This is a genomic window from Nocardia sp. NPDC049935 (assembly GCF_055586645.1).
Genome location: NZ_JBVJHV010000006.1, coordinates 104535 through 129448, shown reverse-complemented (window position 1 = coordinate 129448; position 24914 = coordinate 104535). Strand labels below are relative to the sequence as shown.

The 24914-nt window shown below is 69.6% G+C and carries 26 protein-coding genes; 16 read left to right on the top strand and 10 right to left on the bottom strand.

Annotation, left to right across the window (positions count from 1 at the left end):
• The first annotated feature begins 78 nt into the window (after positions 1–78).
• Together ACZ6SF_RS22955 and ACZ6SF_RS22950 are read left to right on the top strand one after the other, a co-directional pair.
• Positions 79–1158 carry an NAD(P)H-dependent amine dehydrogenase family protein gene (locus tag ACZ6SF_RS22955; RefSeq protein ID WP_466064302.1) on the top strand — a complete coding sequence of 360 codons (1080 nt, stop codon included), beginning with the start codon at positions 79–81 and terminating at the stop codon, positions 1156–1158.
• The gene (locus ACZ6SF_RS22950) at positions 1155–1667 is read left to right on the top strand and encodes a carboxymuconolactone decarboxylase family protein (RefSeq protein ID WP_466064300.1); all 513 of its coding nucleotides are present in this window, start codon (positions 1155–1157) and stop codon (positions 1665–1667) included. Before ACZ6SF_RS22955 ends, ACZ6SF_RS22950 begins: the two co-directional genes overlap by 4 nt.
• Here ACZ6SF_RS22950 and ACZ6SF_RS22945 read toward each other — a convergent pair.
• From ACZ6SF_RS22945 to ACZ6SF_RS22935, 3 genes are read right to left on the bottom strand one after another with little or no spacing between them, the layout of a single operon-like run.
• The gene (locus ACZ6SF_RS22945; protein WP_466064299.1) at positions 1664–2413 is read right to left on the bottom strand and encodes an NUDIX hydrolase; all 750 of its coding nucleotides are present in this window, start codon (positions 2411–2413) and stop codon (positions 1664–1666) included. The genes ACZ6SF_RS22950 and ACZ6SF_RS22945 overlap by 4 nt on opposite strands.
• Positions 2410–3054, bottom strand: a complete 645-nt coding sequence (gene lexA / locus ACZ6SF_RS22940; RefSeq protein ID WP_466064297.1) for a transcriptional repressor LexA — start codon at positions 3052–3054, stop codon at positions 2410–2412. Before lexA ends, ACZ6SF_RS22945 begins: the two co-directional genes overlap by 4 nt.
• A gap of 56 nt (positions 3055–3110) precedes the next feature.
• The gene (locus ACZ6SF_RS22935) at positions 3111–3704 is read right to left on the bottom strand and encodes an NADPH-dependent FMN reductase (RefSeq protein ID WP_466064296.1); all 594 of its coding nucleotides are present in this window, start codon (positions 3702–3704) and stop codon (positions 3111–3113) included.
• A gap of 259 nt (positions 3705–3963) precedes the next feature.
• Here ACZ6SF_RS22935 and ACZ6SF_RS22930 point away from each other — a divergent pair, with 259 nt between their 5' ends.
• Both ACZ6SF_RS22930 and ACZ6SF_RS22925 read left to right on the top strand, forming a co-directional pair.
• Positions 3964–4425, top strand: coding sequence for a GNAT family N-acetyltransferase (locus tag ACZ6SF_RS22930; RefSeq protein ID WP_466064294.1), 462 nt, complete (start codon positions 3964–3966; stop codon positions 4423–4425).
• Positions 4426–4441: 16 nt separating this feature from the next.
• On the top strand, positions 4442–5266 hold the full coding sequence (locus tag ACZ6SF_RS22925) for a hypothetical protein (protein ID WP_466064293.1): 825 nt from the start codon (positions 4442–4444) through the stop codon (positions 5264–5266).
• Positions 5267–5276: 10 nt separating this feature from the next.
• Here ACZ6SF_RS22925 and ACZ6SF_RS22920 read toward each other — a convergent pair whose 3' ends face one another.
• From ACZ6SF_RS22920 to ACZ6SF_RS22905, 4 genes are read right to left on the bottom strand one after another with little or no spacing between them, the layout of a single operon-like run.
• Positions 5277–6248 carry an SCO2521 family protein gene (locus ACZ6SF_RS22920; RefSeq protein WP_466064292.1) on the bottom strand — a complete coding sequence of 324 codons (972 nt, stop codon included), beginning with the start codon at positions 6246–6248 and terminating at the stop codon, positions 5277–5279.
• A 1-nt stretch (position 6249) separates the two neighbouring features.
• Positions 6250–7257, bottom strand: coding sequence for an SCO2522 family protein (locus ACZ6SF_RS22915; RefSeq protein WP_466064290.1), 1008 nt, complete (start codon positions 7255–7257; stop codon positions 6250–6252).
• Positions 7258–8172 carry an SCO2523 family variant P-loop protein gene (locus ACZ6SF_RS22910; protein WP_466064288.1) on the bottom strand — a complete coding sequence of 305 codons (915 nt, stop codon included), beginning with the start codon at positions 8170–8172 and terminating at the stop codon, positions 7258–7260.
• Positions 8173–8183: 11 nt separating this feature from the next.
• Positions 8184–10034 carry an SCO2524 family protein gene (locus ACZ6SF_RS22905; protein WP_466064286.1) on the bottom strand — a complete coding sequence of 617 codons (1851 nt, stop codon included), beginning with the start codon at positions 10032–10034 and terminating at the stop codon, positions 8184–8186.
• A gap of 366 nt (positions 10035–10400) precedes the next feature.
• On the opposite strand from ACZ6SF_RS22905, the gene ACZ6SF_RS22900 reads away from it, so the two are divergent.
• Complete coding sequence (locus ACZ6SF_RS22900; RefSeq protein ID WP_466064284.1) at positions 10401–11984, top strand: Na+/H+ antiporter; 1584 nt, start codon at positions 10401–10403, stop codon at positions 11982–11984.
• Positions 11985–12008: 24 nt separating this feature from the next.
• Here the strand turns inward: ACZ6SF_RS22900 and ACZ6SF_RS22895 are convergent, their stop codons facing one another.
• Both ACZ6SF_RS22895 and ACZ6SF_RS22890 read right to left on the bottom strand, forming a co-directional pair.
• Positions 12009–12338 (bottom strand): plasmid stabilization protein, encoded by a 330-nt coding sequence (locus tag ACZ6SF_RS22895; protein ID WP_466064282.1) that lies wholly within the window; start codon positions 12336–12338, stop codon positions 12009–12011.
• A 79-nt stretch (positions 12339–12417) separates the two neighbouring features.
• Positions 12418–12930, bottom strand: a complete 513-nt coding sequence (locus ACZ6SF_RS22890) for a MarR family winged helix-turn-helix transcriptional regulator (protein ID WP_466064280.1) — start codon at positions 12928–12930, stop codon at positions 12418–12420.
• Between the two features lie 78 nt (positions 12931–13008).
• Here ACZ6SF_RS22890 and ACZ6SF_RS22885 point away from each other — a divergent pair, with 78 nt between their 5' ends.
• The 11 genes from ACZ6SF_RS22885 (at position 13009) to ACZ6SF_RS22835 (ending at position 23598) form a co-directional block, all read left to right on the top strand.
• A complete protein-coding gene (locus ACZ6SF_RS22885) occupies positions 13009–15066 on the top strand; it encodes an MMPL family transporter (protein ID WP_466064278.1) in 2058 nt (685 codons plus the stop codon).
• Positions 15067–15098: 32 nt separating this feature from the next.
• Positions 15099–16079: a DMT family transporter gene (locus ACZ6SF_RS22880; RefSeq protein WP_466064276.1), complete on the top strand. Its 981-nt coding sequence runs from the start codon at positions 15099–15101 to the stop codon at positions 16077–16079.
• 110 nt (positions 16080–16189) lie between these two features.
• Positions 16190–17332: an ABC transporter substrate-binding protein gene (locus ACZ6SF_RS22875; protein WP_466064275.1), complete on the top strand. Its 1143-nt coding sequence runs from the start codon at positions 16190–16192 to the stop codon at positions 17330–17332.
• Complete coding sequence (locus ACZ6SF_RS22870) at positions 17313–18401, top strand: FecCD family ABC transporter permease (RefSeq protein ID WP_466064273.1); 1089 nt, start codon at positions 17313–17315, stop codon at positions 18399–18401. The genes ACZ6SF_RS22875 and ACZ6SF_RS22870 overlap by 20 nt, the downstream gene beginning before the upstream one ends.
• On the top strand, positions 18394–19149 hold the full coding sequence (locus ACZ6SF_RS22865) for an ABC transporter ATP-binding protein (protein WP_466064272.1): 756 nt from the start codon (positions 18394–18396) through the stop codon (positions 19147–19149). Before ACZ6SF_RS22870 ends, ACZ6SF_RS22865 begins: the two co-directional genes overlap by 8 nt.
• On the top strand, positions 19146–19763 hold the full coding sequence (locus ACZ6SF_RS22860; RefSeq protein WP_466064270.1) for a hypothetical protein: 618 nt from the start codon (positions 19146–19148) through the stop codon (positions 19761–19763). The genes ACZ6SF_RS22865 and ACZ6SF_RS22860 overlap by 4 nt, the downstream gene beginning before the upstream one ends.
• Positions 19760–20389: a hypothetical protein gene (locus ACZ6SF_RS22855; RefSeq protein WP_466064268.1), complete on the top strand. Its 630-nt coding sequence runs from the start codon at positions 19760–19762 to the stop codon at positions 20387–20389. The genes ACZ6SF_RS22860 and ACZ6SF_RS22855 overlap by 4 nt, the downstream gene beginning before the upstream one ends.
• A gap of 6 nt (positions 20390–20395) precedes the next feature.
• A complete protein-coding gene (locus ACZ6SF_RS22850) occupies positions 20396–20893 on the top strand; it encodes a hypothetical protein (RefSeq protein ID WP_466064266.1) in 498 nt (165 codons plus the stop codon).
• A 149-nt stretch (positions 20894–21042) separates the two neighbouring features.
• Positions 21043–21414, top strand: a complete 372-nt coding sequence (locus ACZ6SF_RS22845) for a VOC family protein (protein WP_466064264.1) — start codon at positions 21043–21045, stop codon at positions 21412–21414.
• The gene (locus ACZ6SF_RS22840) at positions 21411–22724 is read left to right on the top strand and encodes a cryptochrome/photolyase family protein (RefSeq protein ID WP_466064262.1); all 1314 of its coding nucleotides are present in this window, start codon (positions 21411–21413) and stop codon (positions 22722–22724) included. Before ACZ6SF_RS22845 ends, ACZ6SF_RS22840 begins: the two co-directional genes overlap by 4 nt.
• A gap of 94 nt (positions 22725–22818) precedes the next feature.
• Positions 22819–23598, top strand: a complete 780-nt coding sequence (locus ACZ6SF_RS22835; protein WP_466064260.1) for an enoyl-CoA hydratase-related protein — start codon at positions 22819–22821, stop codon at positions 23596–23598.
• A 93-nt stretch (positions 23599–23691) separates the two neighbouring features.
• Here the strand turns inward: ACZ6SF_RS22835 and ACZ6SF_RS22830 are convergent, their stop codons facing one another.
• Entirely contained in the window at positions 23692–24711 is a 1020-nt protein-coding gene (locus ACZ6SF_RS22830; RefSeq protein ID WP_466064259.1) for a DoxX family protein, read from the bottom strand.
• Between the last annotated feature and the right edge of the window lie 203 nt (positions 24712–24914).

The window sequence follows — 24914 nt, the reverse complement described above, 5'->3', positions numbered from 1 at the left end:
AGCGACCCCTCCGGGGCCGCGGATCGGCGATTGTCCGGAATCGGCCCTTCACAACCAAGCGCTTGTTAGAATTCGGCGATGATCTCGACGGTCGTCTGGGGTACCGGCAATGTGGGCCGGGCCGCGATACGGGCGGTCGACGCCCACCCCGAACTCGCCCTCGCGGCGGTGCTCGTGCACGATCCGGCCAAACAGGGCCGGGACGCGGGTGAGCTCGCCGGACTGGACCGGGCACTCGGTGTCGCGGCCACCACCGATATCGGCGCGGTGCTCGCGACGAGTCCCGGCGCCGTCGTCTACGCGGCATCCGGGGATATCCGGCCCGACGACGCCCTCGCCGATATCGTGCGCGCGCTGACCGCGGGTGCGATCGTCGTGACACCGGCGCTGTACGCGCTGTACGACCATCGCAGCGCACCGCCGGAGGTCCGCGATCCGGTCCTCGCCGCGATCGACGCGGGCGGCGGGTCGCTGTTCGTCTCCGGTATCGACCCCGGCTGGGGCAACGATGTGTTGCCGTTGCTGGTCAGCGGTCTGGGCAGCGTGGTGGATGTGGTGCGCTGCCAGGAGATCTTCGACTATTCCAGCTACGACCAGCCGGATTCGGTGCGCTACCTGGTCGGTATGGGGCAGCCCATGGACCAGGTCCCGCCGATGGTGATGCCCCCGGTGCCCACCATGGTGTGGGGCGGGCAGGTGCGGCTGATGGCCCGCGCGCTCGGCGTCGAACTCGACGAGATCCGCGAAACCCTGGAACGCCGCCCGCTCGAGACCACCATCGAGACCGCGACCATGGGCAAGTTCGAGGCCGGTACCCAGGGCGCCATGCGGTTCGAGGTCCAGGGCATCGTCGGCGGCGTTCCGCGGATCGTGGTGGAGCACATCACCCGGATCCATCCGTCGTGCGCACCGGATTGGCCCGCGCCGCCCAACGGTGAGGGCGCGCACCGGGTCGTGATCGAAGGCCGCCCCCGGATCGAGGTCACCGTCGAGGCGACCGACGAGGGCGGTAACTACGCGGCCGGCGGTAATGCCACCGCGGTCGGCCGGCTGGTCGGCGCCCTCACCTGGCTCGCGGACGCCGGACCAGGCCTCTACGACGCACTCGATGTGCCGCTGCGCCCCGCGGCCGGACGACTCGGAAAGGATCGGTCATGAGAGTCGATATTCCCGAAGGCAAAGACCCCATCGGCTACGTCTGGGGCGAGATGGTCCCCGGAATCGGTATCGCCGCATCCAATTTCTCGATGGCCGTGTACGCCCACACCACGCTGGGCCTGCGCGAGTTCGAGGCCGCGCGGCTCCGGATCGCGCAGATCAACGGCTGTATCTTCTGCCTGGACTGGCGCACCGAACGGGACGGGCAGAAGGTGGAGGAGGGGTTCGCCGACGCCGTATCCGCGTGGCGGGATTCCGAGGCTCTCGACGATCGGGCGCGGCTGGCCGCGGAATACGCCGAACGCTACGCGCTCGACCACCACAATCTGGACGAGGATTTCTGGTCGCGGATATCGGCGCGCTACACCCAGGCCGAGATCGTCGAGCTCAGTATGTGCCTGGGTTCCTGGCTCGCCTTCGGCCGTCTCAACCATGTTCTGGGCCTCGACGCGGTCTGTGTCCTGCCCGGGCACGGCGCGAGCCCGGCCGGAGCGCGCCCGGGAGCCTAGTGGTGGGTCCAGTCGGGCTGCAGGAAATGCGCCACCCGGGCCTGTTCCGGCGGGCGTGCCCGCAGGACCACCTCGCGGAACTGCCACAGCATGGCGCCGGTGGGCGCGTGGATCGTCATATCCGGCGCCAGTCGCATCTGTAGCAGTCCGGTGCCCTCCACCGGCGGTGCGGCGCCGGACTCCGCGGGTCCCTGCCGGATCCAGTGCGGAACATCATCGGCCGCCAGCCGGGCCAGGTCCACGAAATGCACCGAGTACACCTCGTCCGGGCTCGGGCGCAGGGCCGAGGTATCGGCGAGCGTCGCGACCACCGGGGTGATGGCGAAGCCGGAGGCCGCCGGAAAATCGTCGAGAACGCCGAGGATATCGGCGTCACGGGTGGTGAGACCGAGTTCCTCGTGGAGTTCCCGGGCCGCCGCGCCCGCGAGTGTCTCCCCGGCTTCCACCCGCCCGCCCGGCAGCCCCCACTGCCCGGCGTTGCGGCCCTGGTAGGCCCGTTTGATCACGATCACCGCGAGATTCTCGCCGGTGCCGACCACGCACAGCACCACCGCGGCCCGGCGCATACCCGGTGCGTCCGGCACCGCGACCCGGGGAAACGCGTCCAGCCGGGTGTGCGCGAGGGCGCGGAATTCCTCGATCGTGTCGGGGACCTGCGGTCCCGGGTCGGCGGCCATGAATTCGATCATGCCCCATCGGGCGGCCCGGGCGCGCCGGGTGTCCCGCCCGGCGGGAGCGCCGTTCACATCCGGCGCATCACCGAGACCACCTTGCCCAGGACCACGGCGTGGTCCCCGTCGATGACCTCGTAGGCGGGATTGCGGGGTTCCAGGTAGATATGCCCGCCGCGCCGCCGGTACACCTTCACCGTGGCCTCCCCGTCCAGCATGGCGGCGACGATCTCACCGGTCTGTGCCTCCTGCTGCTGCCGGACCACGACGATATCGCCGTCGCAGATCGCGGCGTCCACCATCGAGTCGCCGCGTACCCGCAGCCCGAAAACCGTGCCCCGGCCGACGAGTTCGCGCGGGAGCGACAGCACATCGTCGATATGTTCCTCGGCCGCGATGGGGGTGCCCGCGGCGATATCGCCGACCACCGGTACGGCCACCGCGTCCCCGTCCGGTGCCGCTTCGGCGCCGGTGTTCAGGAACAGCCGCACATCCATCGGCCGCGACACCCCGTCCCCACGCCGCAGGAATCCCTTGTCCTCGAGGCTCTTCAGATGTCGCGCGACCGACGACGCCGACCGCAGCCCCACCGCCTCGCCGATCCGGCGGGTACTCGGCGGGTATCCGTGCCGGACGACGAAATCGCCGATCGCGGCGAGGATCCGCCGCTGGCGCTCGGGCAGGGTCGAGGTGTCGAGATGGTCGTATTCGGTCACCGGTGCATCGTATTGCCTGGTCCCGCAGGCCCTACCGGCCAGTCCCGCGCCGGCGTTCAGCCCGTGTACGGGCGGGCGGCGCGGGCGGTGCGCAGCGCCTCGCCCCACCAGACGAGCTGATTCAGCAGGGTTTTCGCCGCGGTATCGGCGGCGGGGTCACCGATCAGCGCGCCGGTCCCGTCGCGGCGCTGCCACGGGTTGTGGAAACTGACGGTATCGCGCACGGTGACCGCGTGCAGTTCGGCGAAGACCGTGCGCAGATGTTCGGTGGCCCGCAGCCCGCCCGAGATACCGCCGTAGCTCACGAAACCGACGGGTTTGGCCTGCCATTCGGCATGGTGCAGGTCGATGAAGTTCTTGAGCGTGCCGGGGTAGCTGTGGTTGTACTCGGGGGTGATCACCACGAACGCCTCGGCGTCCGCCAGCACCGACCGGATCGCCTCGACGGCGGGCGCGGGGGCGCCGAAGGTATGCGGAAGTTCGGTGGTGGCGAGGTCGATCGGGGTGGTGTCCAGCCCCGGGTCGGCGGCGGCGCGCGCCAGGAACCAGTCGCCGACCGCGGGGGCGAACCGGCCGTCGCGGCTGCTGCCGATGATGACCGCCGTCCGCAGCGGTGCGGCCGGGGTGCCGGATTCGGGGGTGGTGTTCACGGAGGCCTCCAAGTCGTGGTCACGGGCCCGGTTCGGCCCGTACGACAAGCTTGATTCCTCAACTATTGTTGAGGTCAAGGGGCGGGGGGTAGCGATATCGATTCCGTACCGGCTGTGTCGACCGGGATCGATCGGGTATGTCGTGAACACGCGCCCGGCCGGATCACGGAACGATTGCGCGGGCTCTACACTGGCGCGGTCGGCGAGTTGACGTTCTAGGCTGGAATCGGACGGCATATGCCCTGGCATGAGGGAGCACATGGATATCGCGAAGGCGCCGGAGCCGGAGTACCGGCAGGCTCGCTTTGACGATCTGACAGATATCGCGGCCATCGAGGCCGAGGTATTCGCCGAACCGTACCTGTACCTCATGCTGCGTCAACTCTTCGAACTCCACGGCGCGGAATGGCTGGTCGCCGAAGTCGGCGGCGCGGTGATCGGTTATGCGCTGACACTGGAGAAATCCGGCCGGGCTCTGCTGTTCACCTTCGCGCTCGCCAAGAAGTACCAGGGCGCGGGTTACGCGCGCGCGCTGCTCGATCACACCTTGACGGTGTGCCGTGAGCGCGGGATGGACCTGGTGTACCTGACGGTCCGTCCGGACAACCACTCGGCGAGCAAGCTGTTCAAACAGGCCGGTTTCGATTTCGTCGCCCACGACGAACGCTATTTCGGCCCCGGCGAACCGCGTGACGTCTACGAATATCGACTGCAGCCCTGACCGCTAAAATCTTGCCATGGGCAAGATTTCGCCGGCCGTGGCCTCGGTGTCCACCCGGATCGCCCGGCACGCGGCTGCTCATACCGCCGATATCGACCGGGAAGACGACCCCGGCCGGATGTCGCTGCCGGGGTTCACCGCCCATGTCGAAACGGTGCTCGACGACTACGATCCGCCCGGTACGCTCCGGCGCCGGTCCGACAGTCTCGTGTTCGAGCACATCTACGCGGCGGCACGCGATCCCAGCGACGACGAGGAGGGCTGGCGGGTGCCCAGTGCCGTCCTCGCGGCATTGATCGCGGCGGAGGTGGAGTATCGCGGGCCGTTGCGGTTGAGCACCCGGCAGAACGCGGTGCTGGCCGAGGAGTACGAACTGCTCGGAGCCCAGCTGTCCGCGGCCGGACTGTACACCCACGCGGCGCTGGCCTTCCGGCGGGGGATGGCGCTGTACCGGATGAACGAGGACGACGAGGCCGAGGACCGCTGCGGGCTCGCCCTGGCCCGCGCCGATACCCGGGCCCTGCCACGCGGATTCCGCCGCTGGGCCGGCCAGGGCTCCTATGTGCTGTGCGGCCACGGATTCCGGCCGCTGTGGCTGCTGGGCTGGGTGGTCGTGCAGATCGCGCTGTTCACCGTGGCCGCACTGCAATTCGAGAACGAGCAGCGGGCCTGGCCCACCGTCTACATGGGAGTGACCAGTTTCCTGAACCCGCTCGGATACGGCGATACAGGCGGGCTGCACGATATCGCCCGGGTGCTGTTCGTGATCGAGGGGTGGTCCGGGGCCGTCTCCATGTCGGTGTTCTTCGCGCTACTGGTGCGCAAATGGTTCCGGATGTGAGGTGGCGCGGCTACCACTCGGAGTCGAATGCCTTGTGCCGCAGTGCGTACAGTGTCGCCACCGCGATATTGTCGCGGAGCCGGCCCGCCAGGGTGTTCCATTGGCGGGAGAAGCCCGGCTCGTTCGAGAGTTCCTTCCACAGTGCGCGGAGCGCGGCGGGCGTATGCGCGCCCGGCATCCACAATCCGGTGAGATGTTCCAGCGCCGGCGCGAGGACATCCACCCGGTCGCGGCTGTGCAGTGAGAACCGGTCGGCCTCCTCGAGCACCCCGGCCAGGACCGTCAGCAGCCAGTCGTGCGCGGCGAGATCCTCGCAGAAGCGTTCCGCGGCTTCCAGATCGGCCTCGGTGCGCACGATGAGCCGCACCGTCCGGCAGGTCTCGTCGTCCAGGCGCAGGGTGGCGGCGGGGCCGGTACTGCCCCCGACGCGTGCGATCCAGCGCAACCGGGTCGCACCGGTCTGCATCGGCGGATTCTGGTCCAGCCGCGGATCGGCCCGTACCCGGGCCAGCAGGCGCTCGCTGATGGAAGCGAGGTCGAGCCGCTCTCCGGTGGCGGGCTGCGTCAGATACCCCTCCGCGAGCGCGGTCGCGGCCGATGTCCGCTCCGGGATCCGGCTGATGATCTCGGTGACCCCCTTCTGACTGATGTAGTGCGACCAGGTCTGGCGCCGCCGCTCGGAAGCCCGTATCACCCGGGTCCGCGCCGAGGACTGCAACACCCTGCCGCCGGTGAGCGCGAGGCTGGTGGCGACGGTGCCGACGATTCGCGCCGTCGTCTCGCCCATCGGCAGATCACAGTCGACACCGACGGCGGTGGTCGGGGAGATGCCCAGGGTGCCGGGCCGTTCCCGCCAGCGGACCGCGCTTCCGGGCATGAGCGCGAGCAGCTCGCCCGCCTCCGCCCGGCCCAGCGCCGCGGCGGAGGGTAGCAGGCAGGTACGGACCTCGCCCAGCACGACCAGCGGTGCCGTCGAGGCCATGTCAGGACCCGTCCAGCAGCAGATGTGACAGCCGTTCGCTGATCTTGCGCGGAACGGTCACCGGGACCGCGTCGGCGGCACCGGCCTCGATCGTCTGCCGGACGATATCGTCGTCCAGGTCGAGATGGTCGAGCACCAGCCGGACCGCGTGCTCGATGCCGATATACCGTTTCGGCAGCATGGACAGGGTCTGATAGGCCGCGAACGGCGCCGCGCCGGGGTTGAGCCGGACCACCGGCGGCACTTCGTGCCAGCGGTGCGGCCACGGTTCGCCGTGCCACGGTTGCGGTTCCGCCACCGGGGCGCCGTGATAGCGCAGCATGCCCAGTCGCAGCAGGTGCCAGACCGCCGCCAGGAACGGGCAGGACCACCGGGTCACCGAGACGCCGTCGACGATCTCGTTGCTCCACAGCTGGACGTCGAGAAAGATCGAATGTTCACGCCGCCCGAATTCCTCCGGGGGCTGATAGGTACGGCTGCGCATGGCCTGCGACTGCTCGAACTCCGAGGAGCGGCGGCCGTTGCACAGCCAGCCCGATTCCACGGTGGGCGGCCGCCGCCCGGTATCCGGGGGCGCGGGTTCGGCCACGATCCGCGCGGCCACCATCTCGGCGACCGGAATCGGCTCGCCGGACGGCACACCACCGGCGAACGCGGAGGTCTGCCAGCATCCGGATTCCCGGGCGAGATAGTCGATGGTCAGCCCGGCCTCGTTCGCGGCGTCCAGCAACTTCCCGAGGATCTCGGCGGCGTCGGTATCCGGCTGCACGTAGTCGTCGATCAGATAGCAGGTGCTGACCCGCACCTCGGGGCCGTACCGCACCCGGGCCGATTCCACGAAGGCCGCCACCAGGGGCACGATCCGGCGGAACTCCGAGCGGACCCGGCCGGGATCGCCCGTGATGTCGTTCAGATAGAAATGGCCGACCTCGATCGACAGATGCGACATGGGAACCGGTGCGATATACGGCCGATCGGTGGCCTCGGTGTAAACCTGCCTGTCGGCCATCTAGAGCCTCTCCCAGGTCGCGATATCGACAAGGCGCCGGGCCAGTTCGGTGTAGGCCAGCGCGGTCTCGGGGTTGGCGATATTGGCGTTGACGTCGCTGTCGAGGATCAACTGCTCACGCCATTGCAGGATGGGCTCCATCGGGGTCGAGCCGATCACGGCGGTCGAGCCCAGCCGGTTCGCGGTGGCGAGCCGGCGCAAGGCCACATCCTGTTCCTGCAGCCAGGCCGCCTGCGCGGCCCGCTGCGCGGTGAGATGGGAACCGGCCACCGGTACCGCGGTCCGGACGTACCGGGTGGAGCCGAGCAGTTCCTCGGGGTCGTGCCCGCAGCTCTCGCCGGTGCTCAGCAATCCGTGCGGACCGTAGACCAGTCCCGCGGCGGCCAGAATGTGCTGGCGGGTCCAGCGGTGGAAGATCAGCCAGCGGGCGGTACGGCGGCGCAGCTGCGGCAGCGCGGTGGCCCGCAGTGCGATATCCAGCGCCGCCGAGCGGCCGGCGCTGAGATCGACCACCACCACCCGGAATTCCTGTTCCAGCGCGACCAGGAGTTCGGCGCACCGGGTCACCACCGTTTCGTCGGAGGTGAGGAATTCGGCGCCACCTTCGTCGCCGGGGAAGAGCACCAGCCGTCCGGATCGCGGTCCGATACGTTTGAGTTCGGCGCGATCGGTGGCGGTGCCGACGTCGACCCGGGCCGCGGTACCGCTCTCGCCCAGCAGATACGAATGCACCCCGCCGGCGGCGATACCCCGTTCGACCGTGCTGATCTCGAAGAGCGCGCCCGCGGTCGGGGAGCCGAAGTCGAAATCGACATAGGCCACATTGCGGCCGGACATGCACAGCCGGTAGGCGATATTGGAACTCGTCACCGAACGCCCGGTGCCGCCCTTGTCGGAAGTGGAGAAAACCAGCACCTACGCCACCCTCACCGCGTCGCGTCCTGGCGCGCGTACGCCAGTTCGTCGAGCTGGATCAATGCCTGGGTGGCGAGGCTGTAGGCGGTGCCCGGCCGCTCCCGCAGGACGGCGCGAGCACGATCGAGAGACTGCCGGATCCGGTTGACCGCCGCCTGCTTCGGCGTGAGGTCCTCGCCTTCGACCTCCAGCTCCTCCTGGTTGAGCAGATGTTCCGCCTCGCTCATCAGGTCGATGGCGCGCGCGACCATACTCGACGGCGCCAGCGGCGGTTCGCTGAAGGTGTCGTAGGCGATCACCAGGCATTCCATGATCCGCTCGGTGACGAACCAGGACGGGCCCTCGGCGACGCGGACCGTGGGGCCCAGTTCGGCGGCGGGGTTGTCCCACAGGCCGGCCGCGGGCCCCTCGCGCAGGATGCGCCGGTCGAGATGGTCCATGGCGGATTCGGCCAGGGCCATCAACCGGTCCCGGGTGTCGACGTCGGTGCGCAGGCGAGCGGCCTGCAGGCACCGCTTCAGCATCATGGTCGCGAAATCGGGTACCTGCCACCGTAGTAGGGGACCGCCGTCGAGATCCTCGCTGCCCGCCAGCGCCAGCCGGACGCCGGGATAATGCAGGACCGCCGCCGGGTCCTCGGCCATGAGCCGGCTGGTGATCCGGCCCCGGCGTGCCAGCTGGTCGAAGATCGCCACCGTGCGGGCCAGATCCTCGGTGCTGTCCCGGTAGACCAGATCCTGGATGAGGATCGCGGAGACCGTGAGGCTGAAGTAATCCGATTCCTCACCGTCGGAGGTGCGCCAGGGGATGTCCTCGAGCGGCCAGCGGCCGCCGCCGAAACGGGCGACCGTCGACCAGTAGTTGCGGGCCAGTTCGAATCGCAGTTGCAGCGCGTCGGCGAGTTTGCGCTGTTCGTCGGTGAGCAGGTCCAGTTCCCGGATGCGCTGGGAGGACAGATCGATGATGCCGTCGAGGGCGACGGCGGTGAAGTACAGGTAGGGGCGGGGCTCGGCATGCCCGGGCATATTGCCGGTCCGGCCGGGTACGAAGTCGATGGGTTCGGCGATCCGGACGATGCCCCAGCCCCAGCCGCATTCGAACAGCCGCTCGTCGTCGGCGATATCGATCTCGGTGGACTGGCTGAGCCGGACCTCGTTGGCGGCCTGCACTCGCAGCCGCTCCAGACGAGCCGACAGGCGCCGGATCACCTCGTCGGTGGGCTCGCCGTTCTGATTGATGATGTGCAGGATCGCCCGGCCCGCGGGCGATCTCGGTTCCGGGGTGTGGATCACGAAACTCCGGACCAGCCCGGCCATCGCGGCCGTGAGCCGGACTCCCACCGCATCGATCAGCGGCGGTATCCGCTCGTTGAGTTGCCGGGCCTCCCGCCGGACCTCCCCGCCGACGAAACGCTGGAATCCGCGCAGGAACCGCAGCGCGGCGATACACAGGCTCAGCGACATCGAGTAGGAGTCGACGACTTCCAGATCGCGTTGACCGTCGCCGACCGGGCGCTCGTCGACCGCGCTCAGATAGCTGCCCGCCGCGAACCGCGGGTCGCCGTCGGCATCGGAGTAGCGATCGAGATAGTCCTCGAGCAGGCCGACCAGGACGCCTCCGATCCGGGTCTCCTCCCCGAAGGGTTCCAGGGCGAGCCGGGCGTCGTTGGCCATATCGTTGGGCTGATCCAGGGCGAAGGCCGCGAGTTCGGTGGCCGGATACAGCAGGCACAGCAACTGTTCGGCGTCACTGATGGAATTGGAGCCGTCGCGCCCGCCCCAGGTCCATTTCTCGTTCCGGTAGGAGCAGGCGAGCACGGCCCGCCACAGGTCCAGCAGCTGTTGCCGCGGCCTAATTCTCATAGTCGCTGTCCTCGCCCCCGAGTTCGATCGGCACATCGAACGTCGTTCCTAAAGTGTGCCCCGAGTTCATTCGCAAAGCCAAGGAAACACGAAGTTTCCCGATTGCCGTGAGATTGCTTGTGGGTCAATGTGTTACGGCCCGTCACCGTTCGCCGGACGACTGCCGTGGCAGGGGCGGTGTCGCGGCGGTTCTGGCCGGGTGCAATGTCGGCCGATCGCTCTCCGGCCCGCGCGACCGGACCGTTCACCGGAAGGTCGCCGGGTTGCCGCCGATACCGCCGTGGGGTGTGCCCGGCTCGCACGAATCAGCGTGCCCTCGGCATTGCGCGGCCCCGCGGGCGCTCCGGCATCGCAGACTGGACGGTCATGGACCAGTTGGTGCTGATGTTCGTCATCCTGTTCGCCGCGGTGCTGGCCGAAGCGCTCGCGCGCCGGCTCGGCGTCGCCTCCGCGGTGCTGATGACCCTGTTCGGCTGCGCCCTGGCCCTGCTGCCCTTCGTCCCGCAGATCCGGGTCCCACCGGACCTGATCCTGCCGCTGGTACTGCCGCCGCTGCTCTACGCCGCCGCGCGGCGCACCTCGTGGCGGCAGTTCGCGGAGAACTGGGAACCCATCGTGCTCCGCGCGGTGGGGCTGGTCGTGGTGACCACCGTCGCGGTCGCCGCGGTGTTCCATGCCTGGTATCCGGGATTGCCGGCGGCCGCGGCGGTGGTGCTGGGCGCGATCGTGGCCCCGCCGGACCCGGTGGCGGCCACCGCGATGGCGAACCGGCTGGGGCTGCCGCGGCGGCTCGTCGTGGTGCTCGGCGGGGAAGGCCTGTTCAACGATGTCACCGCCATCGTCATCTACACGGTCGCGATCCAGGCGGTGGTCACCGGGCATTTCTCGGCGCCGGGCGCGGCCGTGGAGTTCGTGGTGTCGGCGGTGGTCGCGGTACTGGTGGGGCTCTTGCTGGGGATGGCCGGCAGCAGGCTCACCCGGTATCTGGAGGAAGCGGCCTGGCAGGTGGCGCTGAGCCTGCTGCTGCCCTTCGCCGCCTTCGGGCTGGCCGAGGCGTGGGGCGGATCCGGGGTGCTGGCGGTGCTGGTGTGCGCCCTGTATCTCACCGACGCGGCCACCGAATTCGGTGATGCCGACTACCGGATGGTGGGCGATTCGTTCTGGGATATCACCGAGCTGCTGATCAGCGGGTTCGCCTTCGGATTGATCGGCCTCGAGTTGAGCGCCGTGCTGCAGGCCACCGGGCACAGCTGGCCGCAACTGCTGGGTGGCGCCGCGGCGGTGGTGGCGGTGGTGGTGGGGCTGCGCCTGGTCTGGTTGCTCACCACGTGGTGGCTGCGCGGAAAATGGTGGCACGACGAGGACGCCGATGAACCGTATACCTGGCGCGAAACGGTGGTCACCTGGTGGGCCGGTATGCGCGGGGTCGCCACGGTGGCGCTGGCCCTGGCCATCCCGCTGCTCACCGAGGCCGGCGCGGAATTCCCGGGTCGTACCCAGATCCTGTTCACCGCGTTCGCGGTCGTGCTGTTCACGCTGTTGATCCAGGGGCCGACGCTTCCGCTGATCGTGCGGCTCACCGGTGTGCGGGCCGATACCAGTGCCGAACGCCGGCTCGAGCGCCGGTTGTGGGAGCGGGTCGTCGAGGCGGAGCTGGCCCGCCTCAAGGAACTCGCGGATACCGAGCACATTCCCGAAGAGCTCTACGAGCGGCTGCGGGAGGGCGTGCGCCGGCGGATGGCGCGCGCGGATCCGCAGGCCGCCGACGACGAAGCGCGCAACCAGGCCGAACGGGACGCGCGCATGGCCGAGAAGGCGAAACGCATCCGGGCCGAGATCGTGGACGCGGGCCGCCGCGAAGCATTGGCGGCGCGGCGCGAACCGGGGATGCCTCCCGATCTGGTCGACCGGGTCACCAGGCGGCTGGATCTCGGCGGGCCCCGCCGCTGACCACTGGAAGAGCGAGGCGCCTCGTCAGGACTTGCCGAGCGCCCGCGCCAGTTCGCTCTTGGTCATCTTCGAACGGCCCGCGATATTGCGTTGCCGGGCCTCGTTGTAGAGCTGATCGCGGGTCGGTCCCTTCGGCCCGCCGGTACCCGAGCGCAATCCACCGCGGCGCTGCGGGGAGATATCGCGGGTGGAGGTCCGGCTCGCGGTGCGGGTCTGCCCGGCCCGGGCCCGGTTCTTGTTGACGGTGCGCGCCGCGATCTCCTTCGCGCGCCCGGTCCCGGCGCCGCGATCCTGCGCCGAATCCTTGATGTGCTCGTACTGCCGTTCCTGTTTGCGGGTCCATTCCTTCGGCATGACACACCTCCTGTGACAGCGCGTACCCGCCTCCGGTGCCTTCAACCCGCGACCGCGCGTCCATTCGAGGCGCGGCCGGTCATCCGCCTCCGGTCTGCCTCGGGGTCAGGGCCGCGTGATGTTCCCGCATGGCGCCCACCACGGCGTTGAGTACCCGGTGCGCGGCGGTGAGATCGGCGGTCGGCAGTGCGGCCATCGCGGCCCGGGTGCGCCGGCCCAGCGGGTGGAAGAAGTCCCCGGCCACAGCCATGCCGTGGTCGGAATAGTGCAGCAGAACCCGCCGGCGGTCGCCCGGATCGGTTTCGCGGCGGATATGACCGGAGGCGATCATCCGCTCGACCAGGTAGGTGATCGCGGCGGGGGAGAGCCCCATCAGTTCGCGGAGTCCTCCGGCGGTGAGCGGATGGCCCTCGGCGTCGGCGGTCGCGATATGGGTGAGCGCGCGGAAATCGTTGCTGCGCAGGTCATGGGAATGGGCGAAGAGGTGGGCGATCTGTTCGGAAATCCCGGTGAGCGCCCGGATATCGATGGCGATATCGGTTTCCGCGCGCGTTCGTACCTCGGCGCCGGCCTCGTCGTCCGTTGCTGTCACCCTCCGCGTCCTTCCTGTCGGCCCGCTCAGTGTAGGCGCCGGTTGCGTATTATTTCAGTTTCTGAAATAGTCGGCGGCGTGAATGCGTGGGATCGCTATGCCGCACTGGTCACCGGCCGTCGTTCGTGGTGGTTGCTGCTCGCCGTTCTCGTCGCCGCCTGCGCCGTGATCCTGGGTACCGGCGAAAACGACGACGCCGGGCGAGCGCCGACATCGCTGCCCGCGAGTTCGGAATCGGCGCAGGTCAAGGCCGCGGTTGCCGAATTCCCGGGCGGTGCGGACGCTCCGGTGATCCTGGTGATCACCCGCGCCGACGGTGCCGGACTCGCCGCGGCGGACCGGACGGCCGCGGAGGAGGCCGTCGTCCGGATCGGGGGGACGCCCGGCCTGGTCGTCTCACCCGACGGCAAGGCAGCCCTGGGCCGTGCCGACGTCTCGGCCGACCTGAGCGGTGAGGCCCTCACCGAGGCGATCGGCACACTCCGGGAGACCGCCGCCGCGGCGGCGCCACCGGGTCTGACCGTGCAGATCACCGGCGGTCCGGCGTTCGGCGCCGATATCGCCGACTCCTTCGCCGGCGCGGATGTGACCCTGCTGGCGGTGACCGCGCTGGTGGTCGCCGTCCTGCTGATCGTCACCTATCGCTCCCCGGTGCTGTGGCTGGTGCCGCTGCTGGTGATCGGTTTGGCGGACCGGACCGCCACCAGTACCGGCACCGCCCTCGCCCGGCTCACCGATCTGAGTTTCGACGGCTCGACTTCCGGTATCACCAGCGTCCTGGTCTTCGGTGCCGGAACCAACTACGCGCTACTGCTGGTCTCGCGATATCGCGACGAACTGCACCGGCACGCCGGCCACCGGGACGCCCTGCGCGAGGCGGTGCGGCGCGCCGGACCGGCCGTGCTCGCCAGTAATGTGACCGTCGTCCTCGCCCTGTGTTCCCTGCTCCTGGCGACGCTGCCGAACACTCGCTCGCTGGGGTTGATGGCCGCCGCCGGCCTGCTGGTGGCCGTGGTGTTCGTCCTGGTGGCACTGCCACCGGCGCTCGCGCTGTGCGGGCGGCGTATCTTCTGGCCGTTCGTGCCCCGGGTGAGCGAGGAGGATCCGACCGGACAGGGAGTGTGGCACCGGATCGCGACGGCGGTGGTGGCCCGGCCGGTGACGGTCGCGGCCGTGGCGATCGTGGCACTGGCCGGGTGTGCCGCCGGTCTGGCCGGGGTCACCATCGGGTTGTCGCAGACCGAACAGTTCCGGGTGGAGGCGGAATCGGTCGACGGGCTCGACACCCTGGCCGCGCACTTCCCCTCGGGCTCTTCTGATCCGACGGTCGTCCTGGCCCGTCAGGGCACCGCGGACCAGGTGCGATCCGTGCTGGAGAACACGCCGGGTACCTCCGGGGTCACCCAGGCCGGTAGCCATGCCGGGTCGGACCGATGGATGGTGACCCTCGACGCCGCACCGGAATCGGAGCAGGCGTTCGCCACCGTCGAGCAGTTGCGCGCGGGGCTCGCCGGGATACCCGGCGCCGAGGCGATGGTGGGCGGCAGCGACGCCCAGGCCCTCGACACCCGTGACGCGGCCCGCCACGACCAGTTGCTGGTGATCCCACTGATTCTGGTGGTCGTCTTCGCGATCCTGCTGATCCTGCTGCGGGCGCTGCCCGCCGCGCTGCTGCTGATCGGTGTCACCGTGCTGAGCGCGCTGGCCGCGCTCGGTCTGGGCAGCCTGGTCGGTACTCATCTCTTCGGGTTCCCGGCGCTGGACACCACCGTCCCGCTCTTCGCGTTCCTGTTCCTGGTCGCACTGGGCGTCGACTACACGATCTTCCTGGTGACCCGGGCCCGCGAGGAGACGCCCGGCCACGGGACCGTGGACGGGATAGTGCGCGCCGTTTCCGCCACCGGCGCGGTGATCACCAGCGCCGGAATCGTGCTGGCGGCGGTGTTCTGCGTCCTGGGCGTTCTGCCCTTGATCACCCTCACCCAGCTCGGCATCATCGTCGGTATCGGCATCGTGCTGGACACCTTCCTGGTGCGCACGGTGGTGATTCCGGCCCTGTTCACCGTGGTCGGACCCAAGGTCTGGTGGCCCAGCGCGCTCGCCCGGGAAGAAGAGCGACAGCCGAAATCCGCGTGATCGCGGGCCCGGTGGGCGCCTAGGGTCGGAGCATGGAGCTGGTGGATCGGGCCGGGCGCGGGCGGGCGGCCGCCGCGGCGATGGTGACCGTCACGTTGTGGGCGTCGGCGTTCGTGTTCATCCGTGCGGCGGGCGAGCATTTCGCACCCGGGGCGCTGGCCCTCGGGCGGCTCGTATCCGGCGCGGTGGTCCTGGTCGCGCTGTGCGCCGTGACCGGCGTCGGGCCACCTCCGCGCCGCACCTGGCGCGCCATCGGTATCACCGGCGTGCTGTGGTTCGCGCTGTACATGGTGGCACTGAACTGGGCCGAACAGCATGTGGACGCCGGAACCGCGGCGCTGGTGATCAATATCGGCCCGGTGCTCATCGCGCTGCTGGGCGGTCTGCTGCTGGGCGAGGGTTTCCCGGGGCGGCTGATGGCCGGGATCGCCGTCTCCTTCACCGGCGCCGCGGTGGTGGGACTGTCGAGTTCCGAGGGCGGCGCGACGGTGCTGGGGGTGGCGCTGTGCGTGGTCGCGGCGGCGTCCTGGGCGATTTCGGCGATCCTGCAGAAGCCCGCTCTCGCGCACGCGTCGGCACTCCAGGTGACCACCGGCGGCTGTGTGGTGGGCGCGCTCGCCTGCCTGCCCTTTTCCTGGCAACTGGCCGGCGAGGTGGCCGCGGCGCCGGTCTCCGCGACCCTGAGCCTGGTCTATCTCGGCGTGTTCCCGACCGCTGTCGCCTTCACGACATGGGCGTACGCCCTGGCCCGGATGACCGCGGGGCAGATCGGCGCGACCACCTACGCATCGCCGGCCCTGGTCATCGTGATGGCCTGGGCGGCGTTGGGGGAGTTCCCGAGTGCGCTCGCGCTGGCCGGCGGTGCGCTCTGCCTGACCGGTGTGGCGATCACCCGCGGCGGGCCGGCGGCGCTGCGGGCCCGGATCGCCCGGAAAGTCCCCGAAACCGCTGCCGAGACGAAATCCGTTGACCTGCCCAGGGAATCGTCTCCCGGCTCGCTGGACCGCCGCTGACCGCGTGGTATGCCGCCCTGATGTGAAACAACCCCCGTTGACACATGGGAAATAGGTAAGGCTAACCTGTGTCCGTTGTATACGGATTCACAGGCAGGACGGTACGGCGCATGAGAGTGAACGCGCAGCGGGTACGACGGAGCACACGGACAGGTCCGTCCCGGCGATGGATGGTCGCGGGCCTCATCGGCGCCCTGACCCTGACCGCCGGATGTTCCACCCGGGAAGCGCAATCGGAGACCACCGATACCGGTGCGGCGGTCTCGTTCGTCGATCAGCGCGGGCAGACCGTGACCCTGGACGGCCCCGCCGAGAAGGTGGCCTTCGCCGTGATGCCGGCGCCGTCCATCTTCGCGGCCGTCGACCGCAGCTACGACCGCATCGTCGGCATCAACCGCTCGACGCTGGTGGCCAACCAGGGCGGCATGTTCGCGACCATGTTCCCGGAATCCGCGAACTCCGCGGTCGTCGCGGGCAACGACTTCATGCCGAACGTCGAGACGCTGCTCCAGCTCGACCCGGATGTGGTCGTCCAGTGGGGCGATCGCGGCACCGACGTGACCGCGCCGATCGAATCCGCGGGATTCCCCGTCGCCGGACTCGAATACGGCACCCAGGAAGACCTCGAAACCTGGATCACCCTGTTCGCGCAGATCGCCGGTAAACCCGAGCGCGGACAGCACCTCGTCGACTGGCAGCGCGGCGAACAGGCGGCCATGCGCGCGGAGGTTGCGGCACAGACCGGGCCGCGCCCGCGCGCGATGATCCTGTCGCGCACCGGCGATACCTACAGCACCACCAGTGCGAAGGGCTACGACGGATTCCAGTTCGACCTCGTCGGCGCCGATCTGGTCAGCAAGGGATTCACCTCCGACTCCGGTCAGGTGAGCCCCGAGCAGATCCTGTCCTGGAACCCCGAGGTCATCATGCTCAGCGGGTTCGACGAGAGCACCCCCGCCGATATCTACGCCGACCCGCGGCTGGCCGGTGTGAGCGCGGTCCAGAACAAGCGGGTCTACAAGACTCCGCTGGGCGGTTACCGGTGGCAGGTGCCCAGTGCCGAATCGCCGCTGATGTGGCAGTGGATGCACAAGATCCTCTACCCCGCGGCGCGCGACGGTGCACTACGCGACGATATCCGCGCCGCCTTCGACGACCTGTTCGCCTACGACATCTCCGAGGCGGAGATCGACCAGGTGCTGCGTCTCGATATGAACCGGGATGCCGCGGATTATGACCAGTTCCTCCGTTGACGGTCCGGCGGTCGCGGCGCCGGAGGATTCCGCGCCGCGCCGCCGGGGACCCGGCCGCACAATCCTGATCCTGCTCGGGTTCGCCGCGCTCCTCGTAGTCGTCGCGATCGGCGCCCTCGCGATCGGCCGCTACACCGTGCCGCCCAACGAGATCGTGCGCATCCTGCTCGGGCAGTTCCTCCCGCTGGCGCAGACCTGGTATCCGCAGGAAAGCACGGTCGTTCTCGATGTGCGGCTGCCGCGGGTCCTGCTCTCGATCCTGCTCGGTGCCGGCCTTGCGGTCGGCGGCGCCGTGATGCAGGCGGTGTTCCGCAACCCGCTGGCCAGCGCCCAGGTGCTGGGCGTCTCCTCGGGGGCATCGTTCGGCGGGGTGCTGATCCTGCTGGCCGGGTTCGGCGGCGTGGCATTGGTGGGCGGCGCGTTCGCGGGCGGGATCCTCGCACTGATCCTGGTGGTATCCATCGCGCGGGCGGTGCCCGGGGCGCCGCTGCTGATGATCATCCTCGGCGGCACCGTGGTCGGCGCGATGTTCCAGGCCATGGTCTCGTTCATCACCTATATCGCCGACCCCTACAGCGAACTGCCGTCGATCGTCTTCTGGCTCATGGGATCACTCGCGACGGCGAGCTACACCAAAGTGCTCACCGCCGCCGTCCCCATCGTGCTCGCCGGTGCCGTGGTCCTCGCTCTGCGCTGGCGCCTCAATATCCTGGCGATGGGCGACGAGGACGCGACCGCGCTCGGGGTGAACCCCCGGCGGCTGCGGAACCTGCTGCTGGTGTGCGTCGCGCTGATCACGGCCGGGTCGGTATCGGTCGCCGGTGTGGTCGGCTGGGTGGGGCTGGTCGTCCCACATCTGGTGCGCATGATGGTCGGTACCGACAACCGGATGGTGTTGCCGGTCAGCGCGCTGCTCGGCGCCGCGTATCTCACCGTGATCGACACGCTCTCCCGGAGCCTGAGCACCGCCGAGATCCCGATCGGGATCCTCACCGCCATCATCGGCGCCCCGTTCTTCGTGCTGCTGCTGATCCGCAACCGCTCACGTCTGTGGGGTTCCGATGCTTGAGGCCAGGTCGCTGTCGTTCCGCTATTCGGCCAAGGGGCCCTGGATTTTCCGCGATGTCTCGGTGCGGGCCGCGGCGGGGGAGGTGCTCGCCGTCCTCGGACCCAACGCGCGCGGCAAGACCACCATGCTCAAATGCCTCGCCGGGATCCACCGCCCGGTCTCGGGTTCGGTCGAGATCCGCGGCCGGGTGGGTTATGTCCCGCAGAGCCATTCGGTGGTGTTCTCGTTCTCGGTCCTCGATATCGTGCTGATGGGCCGGGCGCGGACGGTGAAGATGTACAGCACTCCGTCGGCGGCCGACCGCGCCGCGGCCCGGGAGTCGCTGCGGCGAGTGGGCGCCGTCCACCTCGCCGAGCGTGAGTACACCGGGCTGAGCGGTGGGGAACGCCAGCTGGTGCTCATCGCCCGGGCCCTGGTCTCCGACTGCGACACCATCGTCCTCGACGAACCCGCGTCGGCGCTGGACCTGCGCAATCAGGCACAGGTGCTGATCGTGCTGCGCGACCTGGCCGATGAGGGTATGGCGGTGGTGATGACCACCCACCACCCCGACCACGCCCTGCACGTGGCGGAACGGTCGATGCTGATGGTCGACGCGGACGATCAGCGCGTCGGCCCCACCCGCGACCTGCTCACCGACGACCTGCTCTCGCAGATGTACGGCGTACCCATCGTCACCGCGGATGTGGAAACACCCAGCGCGACACGACGTCTCACTGTTCCCGACTTCGGACGGGGTATCGCGTGACCGTGCTGAAAGCGGTGATGGCACCCCGCGACGGGAACCCGGCCGGCGGTTTCCGCGAGATCGACCTCTACGACCTGCCCCGGGCCTGCGCCGCGGAGGTCACCGGCATCTACTTCACCGGCGATGTGGATCAGGAATACCTCGTCGAACAGCGGCCGCTGCTGGAGGCTTTCGTCACCGGCGGCGGGCGGGTCCTGATCAACGGCCACGTCCAGCGTGTTTTCCTCGAGGGATTGACGCGGTGGCGCAAACTCGAGTTCCGGACGCCGCGGGATCTGGTGCTCACCCGCGTGAGCGAGCATCCGGTCTGGGCGGGCACCGATCCGCTGGCGTTCCTCTACAACACCGGCACACCGGGCCCGCTGCCGTTCGAGGAGCTGGAACGGATCGGGGTCGCCGGGTTCTACGGCCGCGGGTACTACCTGGATCTGCCCGCCGGCGCGCGGATCGTGCACACCCTCGGACCCACCGCGGCCCCGATCGACTACGACTATCCGCTGGGCGCCGGCCGGGTGCTGGTCCACGGCGGCAACGATCTGCTGCAGTTCGCCGGCGCCGACCGGGGCACCGCCCGGCTGGGCCCGCAGATCGTGCGCTGGTTGGAGGGCCGATGACCGACACCGCACACGATATCGTCTTCCTCCACGGCGGCAGCCACGCGCAGCTGGCCACCCTCGCGGATCCGGCGCTCGCGCCCTACCGCCTGCGCCCGCTCCATATCCGCACCGCTGATCCCGGCGACCTCGGCGCCGCGGATATCGTCGTGGTCTCCGACCGCCTCCGGCCCGATCTGCTGATCCGGTGGGCCGATCCACTCCTGGACCGCCTGCGTCGAGGCGCGACCGTGCTCCTCTTCGGGGAGAATTCCGCGGACCGGTGGTTCCCCGGTATCCGGGAACAGAGCCGTCCCACCGTGTTCTGGTGGTGGCGCACCGGCGAGGACCACCGGCTCCGGCCGTGTGCGCCCGGACACCCGGCCTGGCGCCATTTCTCCCGGCGAGCCGTGATCTGGCACTACCACGGGGTGCTGGAACCGCCCGAGGGCGCGGTGAGCCTGGTCGATCTGCACACCGAAACCGGCGACCGCGACGGTTCGATCCTCTATCTAGACGAGACCACCACCGCGGGCCGGCTGCTGGTCACCACGATGGATCCGGTCTACCACCACGGCTCCGGATTCATGCCCGGCGCCACCCAACTGCTCTATTCGGCCCTCTACTGGGCCATCTCCGGAGGTTAGGAACCCATGCTGACAGTCCACGAATCGGGTACGCCGATGGAGTTCTCGTTCGACGATCTGATGAAGTACCACGGCACCGAATTCCCCGGCGGTGTCGCCCACGCCTACTGCGCCATGCGCCACGCGGTGACCGCGCTCGGTGCCGTCGAACGCCGGGAGGTCACCGTGCGCACGGCTTTTCCCGGTCCCGGGGGACGGGACGCGGTGGAGATGGTGTTGCGGGCGGTGACCGGTGGTCGTTTCACCGTCGAACCCGCGCTCGCCGAACCCGCCCGCGGCGCCACCCTCGCCCGTTACGTCTGGGAATTCACCCACCGCGACACCACGGTGACCCTGCGTCTGCGGGACGCCGGGTTCGTCACCGAGGAGTTCATCGCGCTGGGAGCCCGGACCGCCCGCACCGACGCGGACAACGCGCGCCTGCGGGTGCTGAAGCAGGAGATGACCGACCGGCTCCTGTCCGGCGCGGTCGGCGAGGTCTACGAGCAGGTGCCGACACGCTGACCGCCGGTCGCCGCCTCCGGTCCATCCGCTGACCTATTGTCGGGAGGCCCGGGACAGTGGGGGAGCGCAGTGACGCGCCCGCCGGGTTTTCCTGATTCCGGCCCGGGTACGCGATCACCGTGACCGGTTGTGGCGAAGGAGGATCGACGATGGCTGCCGAAGGTGTCGAAGGATTGCGGACCGTGGTGCTGGACTGCCCGCAACCGTGGAAGCTGGCCGATTTCTATCTCGGCCTGCTCGGCGGAGAACTGCTGCGCGAGGAGAGCGACGACACCTGGGTGGCGATGACCGACCCACAGGGCCGGCGGATCGCCTTCCAGTACGCACCGGAATACCGCCCCCCACACTTCCCCGACCCGGCGGCCTCCCAGCAACTCCACCTCGACATCCTCGTCAGCGATATCGAGGTCGCCGAACGCGCGGTACTCGGCCTGGGTGCGACCTTCGTGCAGGCCGCCGAAGGTTTCCGGGTCTACACCGATCCGGTCGGTCATACCTTCTGTTTCGTCTGGTTCGCGTGAGCGGGGGCGCGCTCGCCCTGTTCACCCGTGATCTACGGGTACACGACAATCCGGCGCTCACCGCCGCGCACCGCGAAAGCGACACCGTGGTGCCGCTGTTCGTCCTCGACGACGCGATACTGGCCGGGTGCCCGCCCAACCGCGCGCATTTCCTGAGCGCCGCCCTGCGCGAACTCGACGGCGAACTGCGTGAGATCGGCGGCCGGCTGGTGGTGCGGCGCGGCGAGGTGGTGGAGGAGGTGGCCCGCGTCGCGGCCGAAACCGGTGCCGCGGTGGTGCATATCGCCGCCGATGTGAGCGCCTACAGTCGCGCCCGGGAGCGGCGGTTACGCGAACGCCTGGCCGCCGACGGTCGCGAACTGCGGGTCCACCCGGCCTCGCTCACCGTGGTGGCACCCGGCGATATCCTGCCCTCCGATCGCGACCATTTCGCGGTGTTCACCCCCTATCATCGGCGCTGGCTCGAGGCCGACCGGCGACCGGCGCTGCGCGCACCTCGCGAACTGCGGTTGCCCCGCATCGCGGCCGGTTCGCTCCCCACGCCGGACGACCTCACCACCGAACCGCCGTCCCCCGGCCTCACGGTCGGCGGTGAGACCACCGCCCGGAAAATGGTGCGCGACTGGCTGTCCGGCGGTGTCGCCGAATACTCCCGCACCAACGACGATCTGGCCGCCGACGCCACCTCGCACCTGTCGCCCTACCTGCATTTCGGGTGCCTCTCACCCGGCGAACTGGTCCGCCGGGTGGACGACGGCACCGAGGGCGGCGCCGCGTTCGTCCGGCAGCTGGCCTGGCGCGATTTCCACCATCAGGTGTTGGCGGCCCGCCCCGCCGCCACCTGGCACGACTATCGCGACCGCGATATCCGGTGGCGCACCGACACCCAGGCGGTGCGGGCCTGGACCGAGGGCCGCACCGGATTCCCCATCGTGGACGCCGGCATGCGGCAGCTGCGCGACCAGGGCTGGATGCACAATCGCGCCCGTCTGATCACCGCGAGTTTCCTCGCGAAATCCCTCCGCGTGGACTGGCGGGTCGGGGCGCGGCATTTCCTGTACTGGCTGGTCGACGCGGATATGGCGAACAACCAGCTCAACTGGCAGTGGGTCGCGGGCACCGGTAACGACACCCGCCCGAACCGGGTGCTGAACCCGCTGCGCCAGGCCGAACGCTACGACCCCGACGGTGCCTACGTGCGGCGCTGGGTGCCCGAACTCGCCGGAATCGAGGGTCGCGCGGTGCACCGTCCGTGGCGGCTGCAGAGCGTGGACTATCCGGCGCCCATTATCGAAGTCCCGGGAATGTAGCGATCCCGCGGCCTGTGCCGCACTGAACGCGCCACGGGCGGAGAGCCGCCTCGGAAACGCGGTGTCGCCGCCCCAAGAGTTCTACGGTGGAGATATGACCGCCTCGGAGTATCGGCAACTGCTGGTCGCGCGGGACGACGACACGCTGCGCATCACCATGAACCGGCCGGAGCGGCGCAATGCCCTGTCCGGCGAGCATCTGGCCGAACTGCTGGCCGCGTTCCGGGCCGCCGGCGAGACCGACGCGACCGGGATAGTTCTCGGGGCGCACGGCCCGGTGTTCTCCGCGGGACACGATTTCGCCGACGTCGCCGCGCGCGACCTGCTCGGCGTCCGGGAACTGCTGGATCTGTGCACCGAACTCATGTCGACCATCGAGTCGGTGCCGCAGGTGGTGATCGCCCGGGTGCACGGTCTGGCCACGGCCGCCGGCTGCCAGTTGGTGGCCTCCTGCGATCTGGCCGTCGCCGCCGAATCGGCCGGTTTCGCGCTTCCCGGCGGCAAGGGCGGCTGGTTCTGTCACACCCCCGCGGTTCCGGTGGCACGCGCGGTCGGCCGTAAACGGCTGATGGAACTGGCCCTCACCGGCGACCCGATCGATGCCCGCACCGCCGAACAGTGGGGCCTGATCAACCGCGCGGTGCCGGACGCCGAGCTGGACACAGCCGTGGGCGAGTTACTCGCCCGCGCGACCCGGGGCAGCCGGGCCAGCAAGGCACTCGGCAAACGCACTCTCTACCGCCAACTCGACCGCCCCGAGGCCGATGCCTATGCTCTCGCCCTGGAAGTCATGGCCGCCGCCGCTCAACTGCCCGGCGCCCGTGAGGGAATGGCGGCGTTCCTGGCGAAGCGCCCACCCGTCTGGCGCGATTAGCGGCCGCGGGCACACGCGTATCGGCCGCGCATTCGCCGCAACGACCGCGGGCCCGGGATGTCCCCGGGCCCGCGGTCGCGGTCTCGATCGAGTTCAGCGAGCCTTGTCCCGATAGGCCTTCGCCAGCTGGGCGCGCTGGTCCTTGGCCGCCGCTCCCAGCTCGCCACCACGCTGTTTGGTGTAATCGGCGATCTCACCGCCCCGGTGCCTGGTGTAATCGGCCAGCTCGGCGGCGCGGTGTTTGGCGGCCTCGCTCCACTCCGGGCCCCGGGCCTGCGCGGTCTCGGCCAGTTCGCTGCCCCGGTGCCTGGTGTAGTCGGCCAGTTCGCTACCGCGGTGTTTGGTGTAGTCGGCGAGCTCCGCGGCGCGGTGTTTGGCGGTTTCGGCCCATTCCGGCCCCCGGGCCTGCGCGGTTTCGGCGAGTTCGGTCCCGCGATGTTTCGCGATATCGGCCCATTCCGAACCCCGGTGCTTGGCCGCCTCGGCCCAGCCGGGGCCGCGCCGGCGCACGGTCTCGGCGAGTTCGGCGCCCTTGTCGGCGGCCGTGCCCGCGAGATCCTGACCGCGTTCGGCGGCGGCGTGCAACTGGTCGCGCACCGCCTCACCGGTGGCACTGCGATCGGAGCCCCCGAGCGGCAGCGCCCCGCTCACACTCGACCGGGCACGTTTGGCCGCCCGGCGCCCGCGCCAGCCCAGCGACGGTTTCCCGGCGGTATCGGCCGCCGCGATCAGAAGCCCGCCCAGCAGGCCCATATCCTTCAGGAAGGCCGTCCGCTTCGCCGCCTTGCGGGCGGGGTCGGTCTCGGCCCAGAAGTTCTGCTCGGTCACCGTCGCGGGTACCACCGTCGCCGCGAGTGCCAGCGCGGCCGGGCGCGGCGCCTTGCCGAGCGCCAGCAGCGTGCCACCCGCGATCTGGACGGCGGCGGTGACCTTGACCAGAGTGTCGGGGTCGGAGGGCAGGGATCCCGCGATATTCGACGGCAGCGTCTCCTGCCCCTTCTGCACCAGGTTCGATGCCTCCTCGACCCGTGACTGCGGATGCATCAGGGTTTCGACTCCGTTCGCGACGAACGTACTCGCCAGCAGGGGGCGGGCAAGCCGACGTATCAGCATGTGTGCATCCCTTTCCTCGGTGTAACGCATCTGTTGCAGCAGGTCACCAGGGCAGTGACCCAGAGTACTGGCGATCTACCCCGCATTCGGCGCGGGAAACGGTCCGCGTCCGGCCGTGTCGCGCGCGGATAACGGTGATCCGGCCGCCCACGAGGCCCTGTCGTGCTCGGCCATGGCCGATTTCACATGAATCGCCCGCCCCC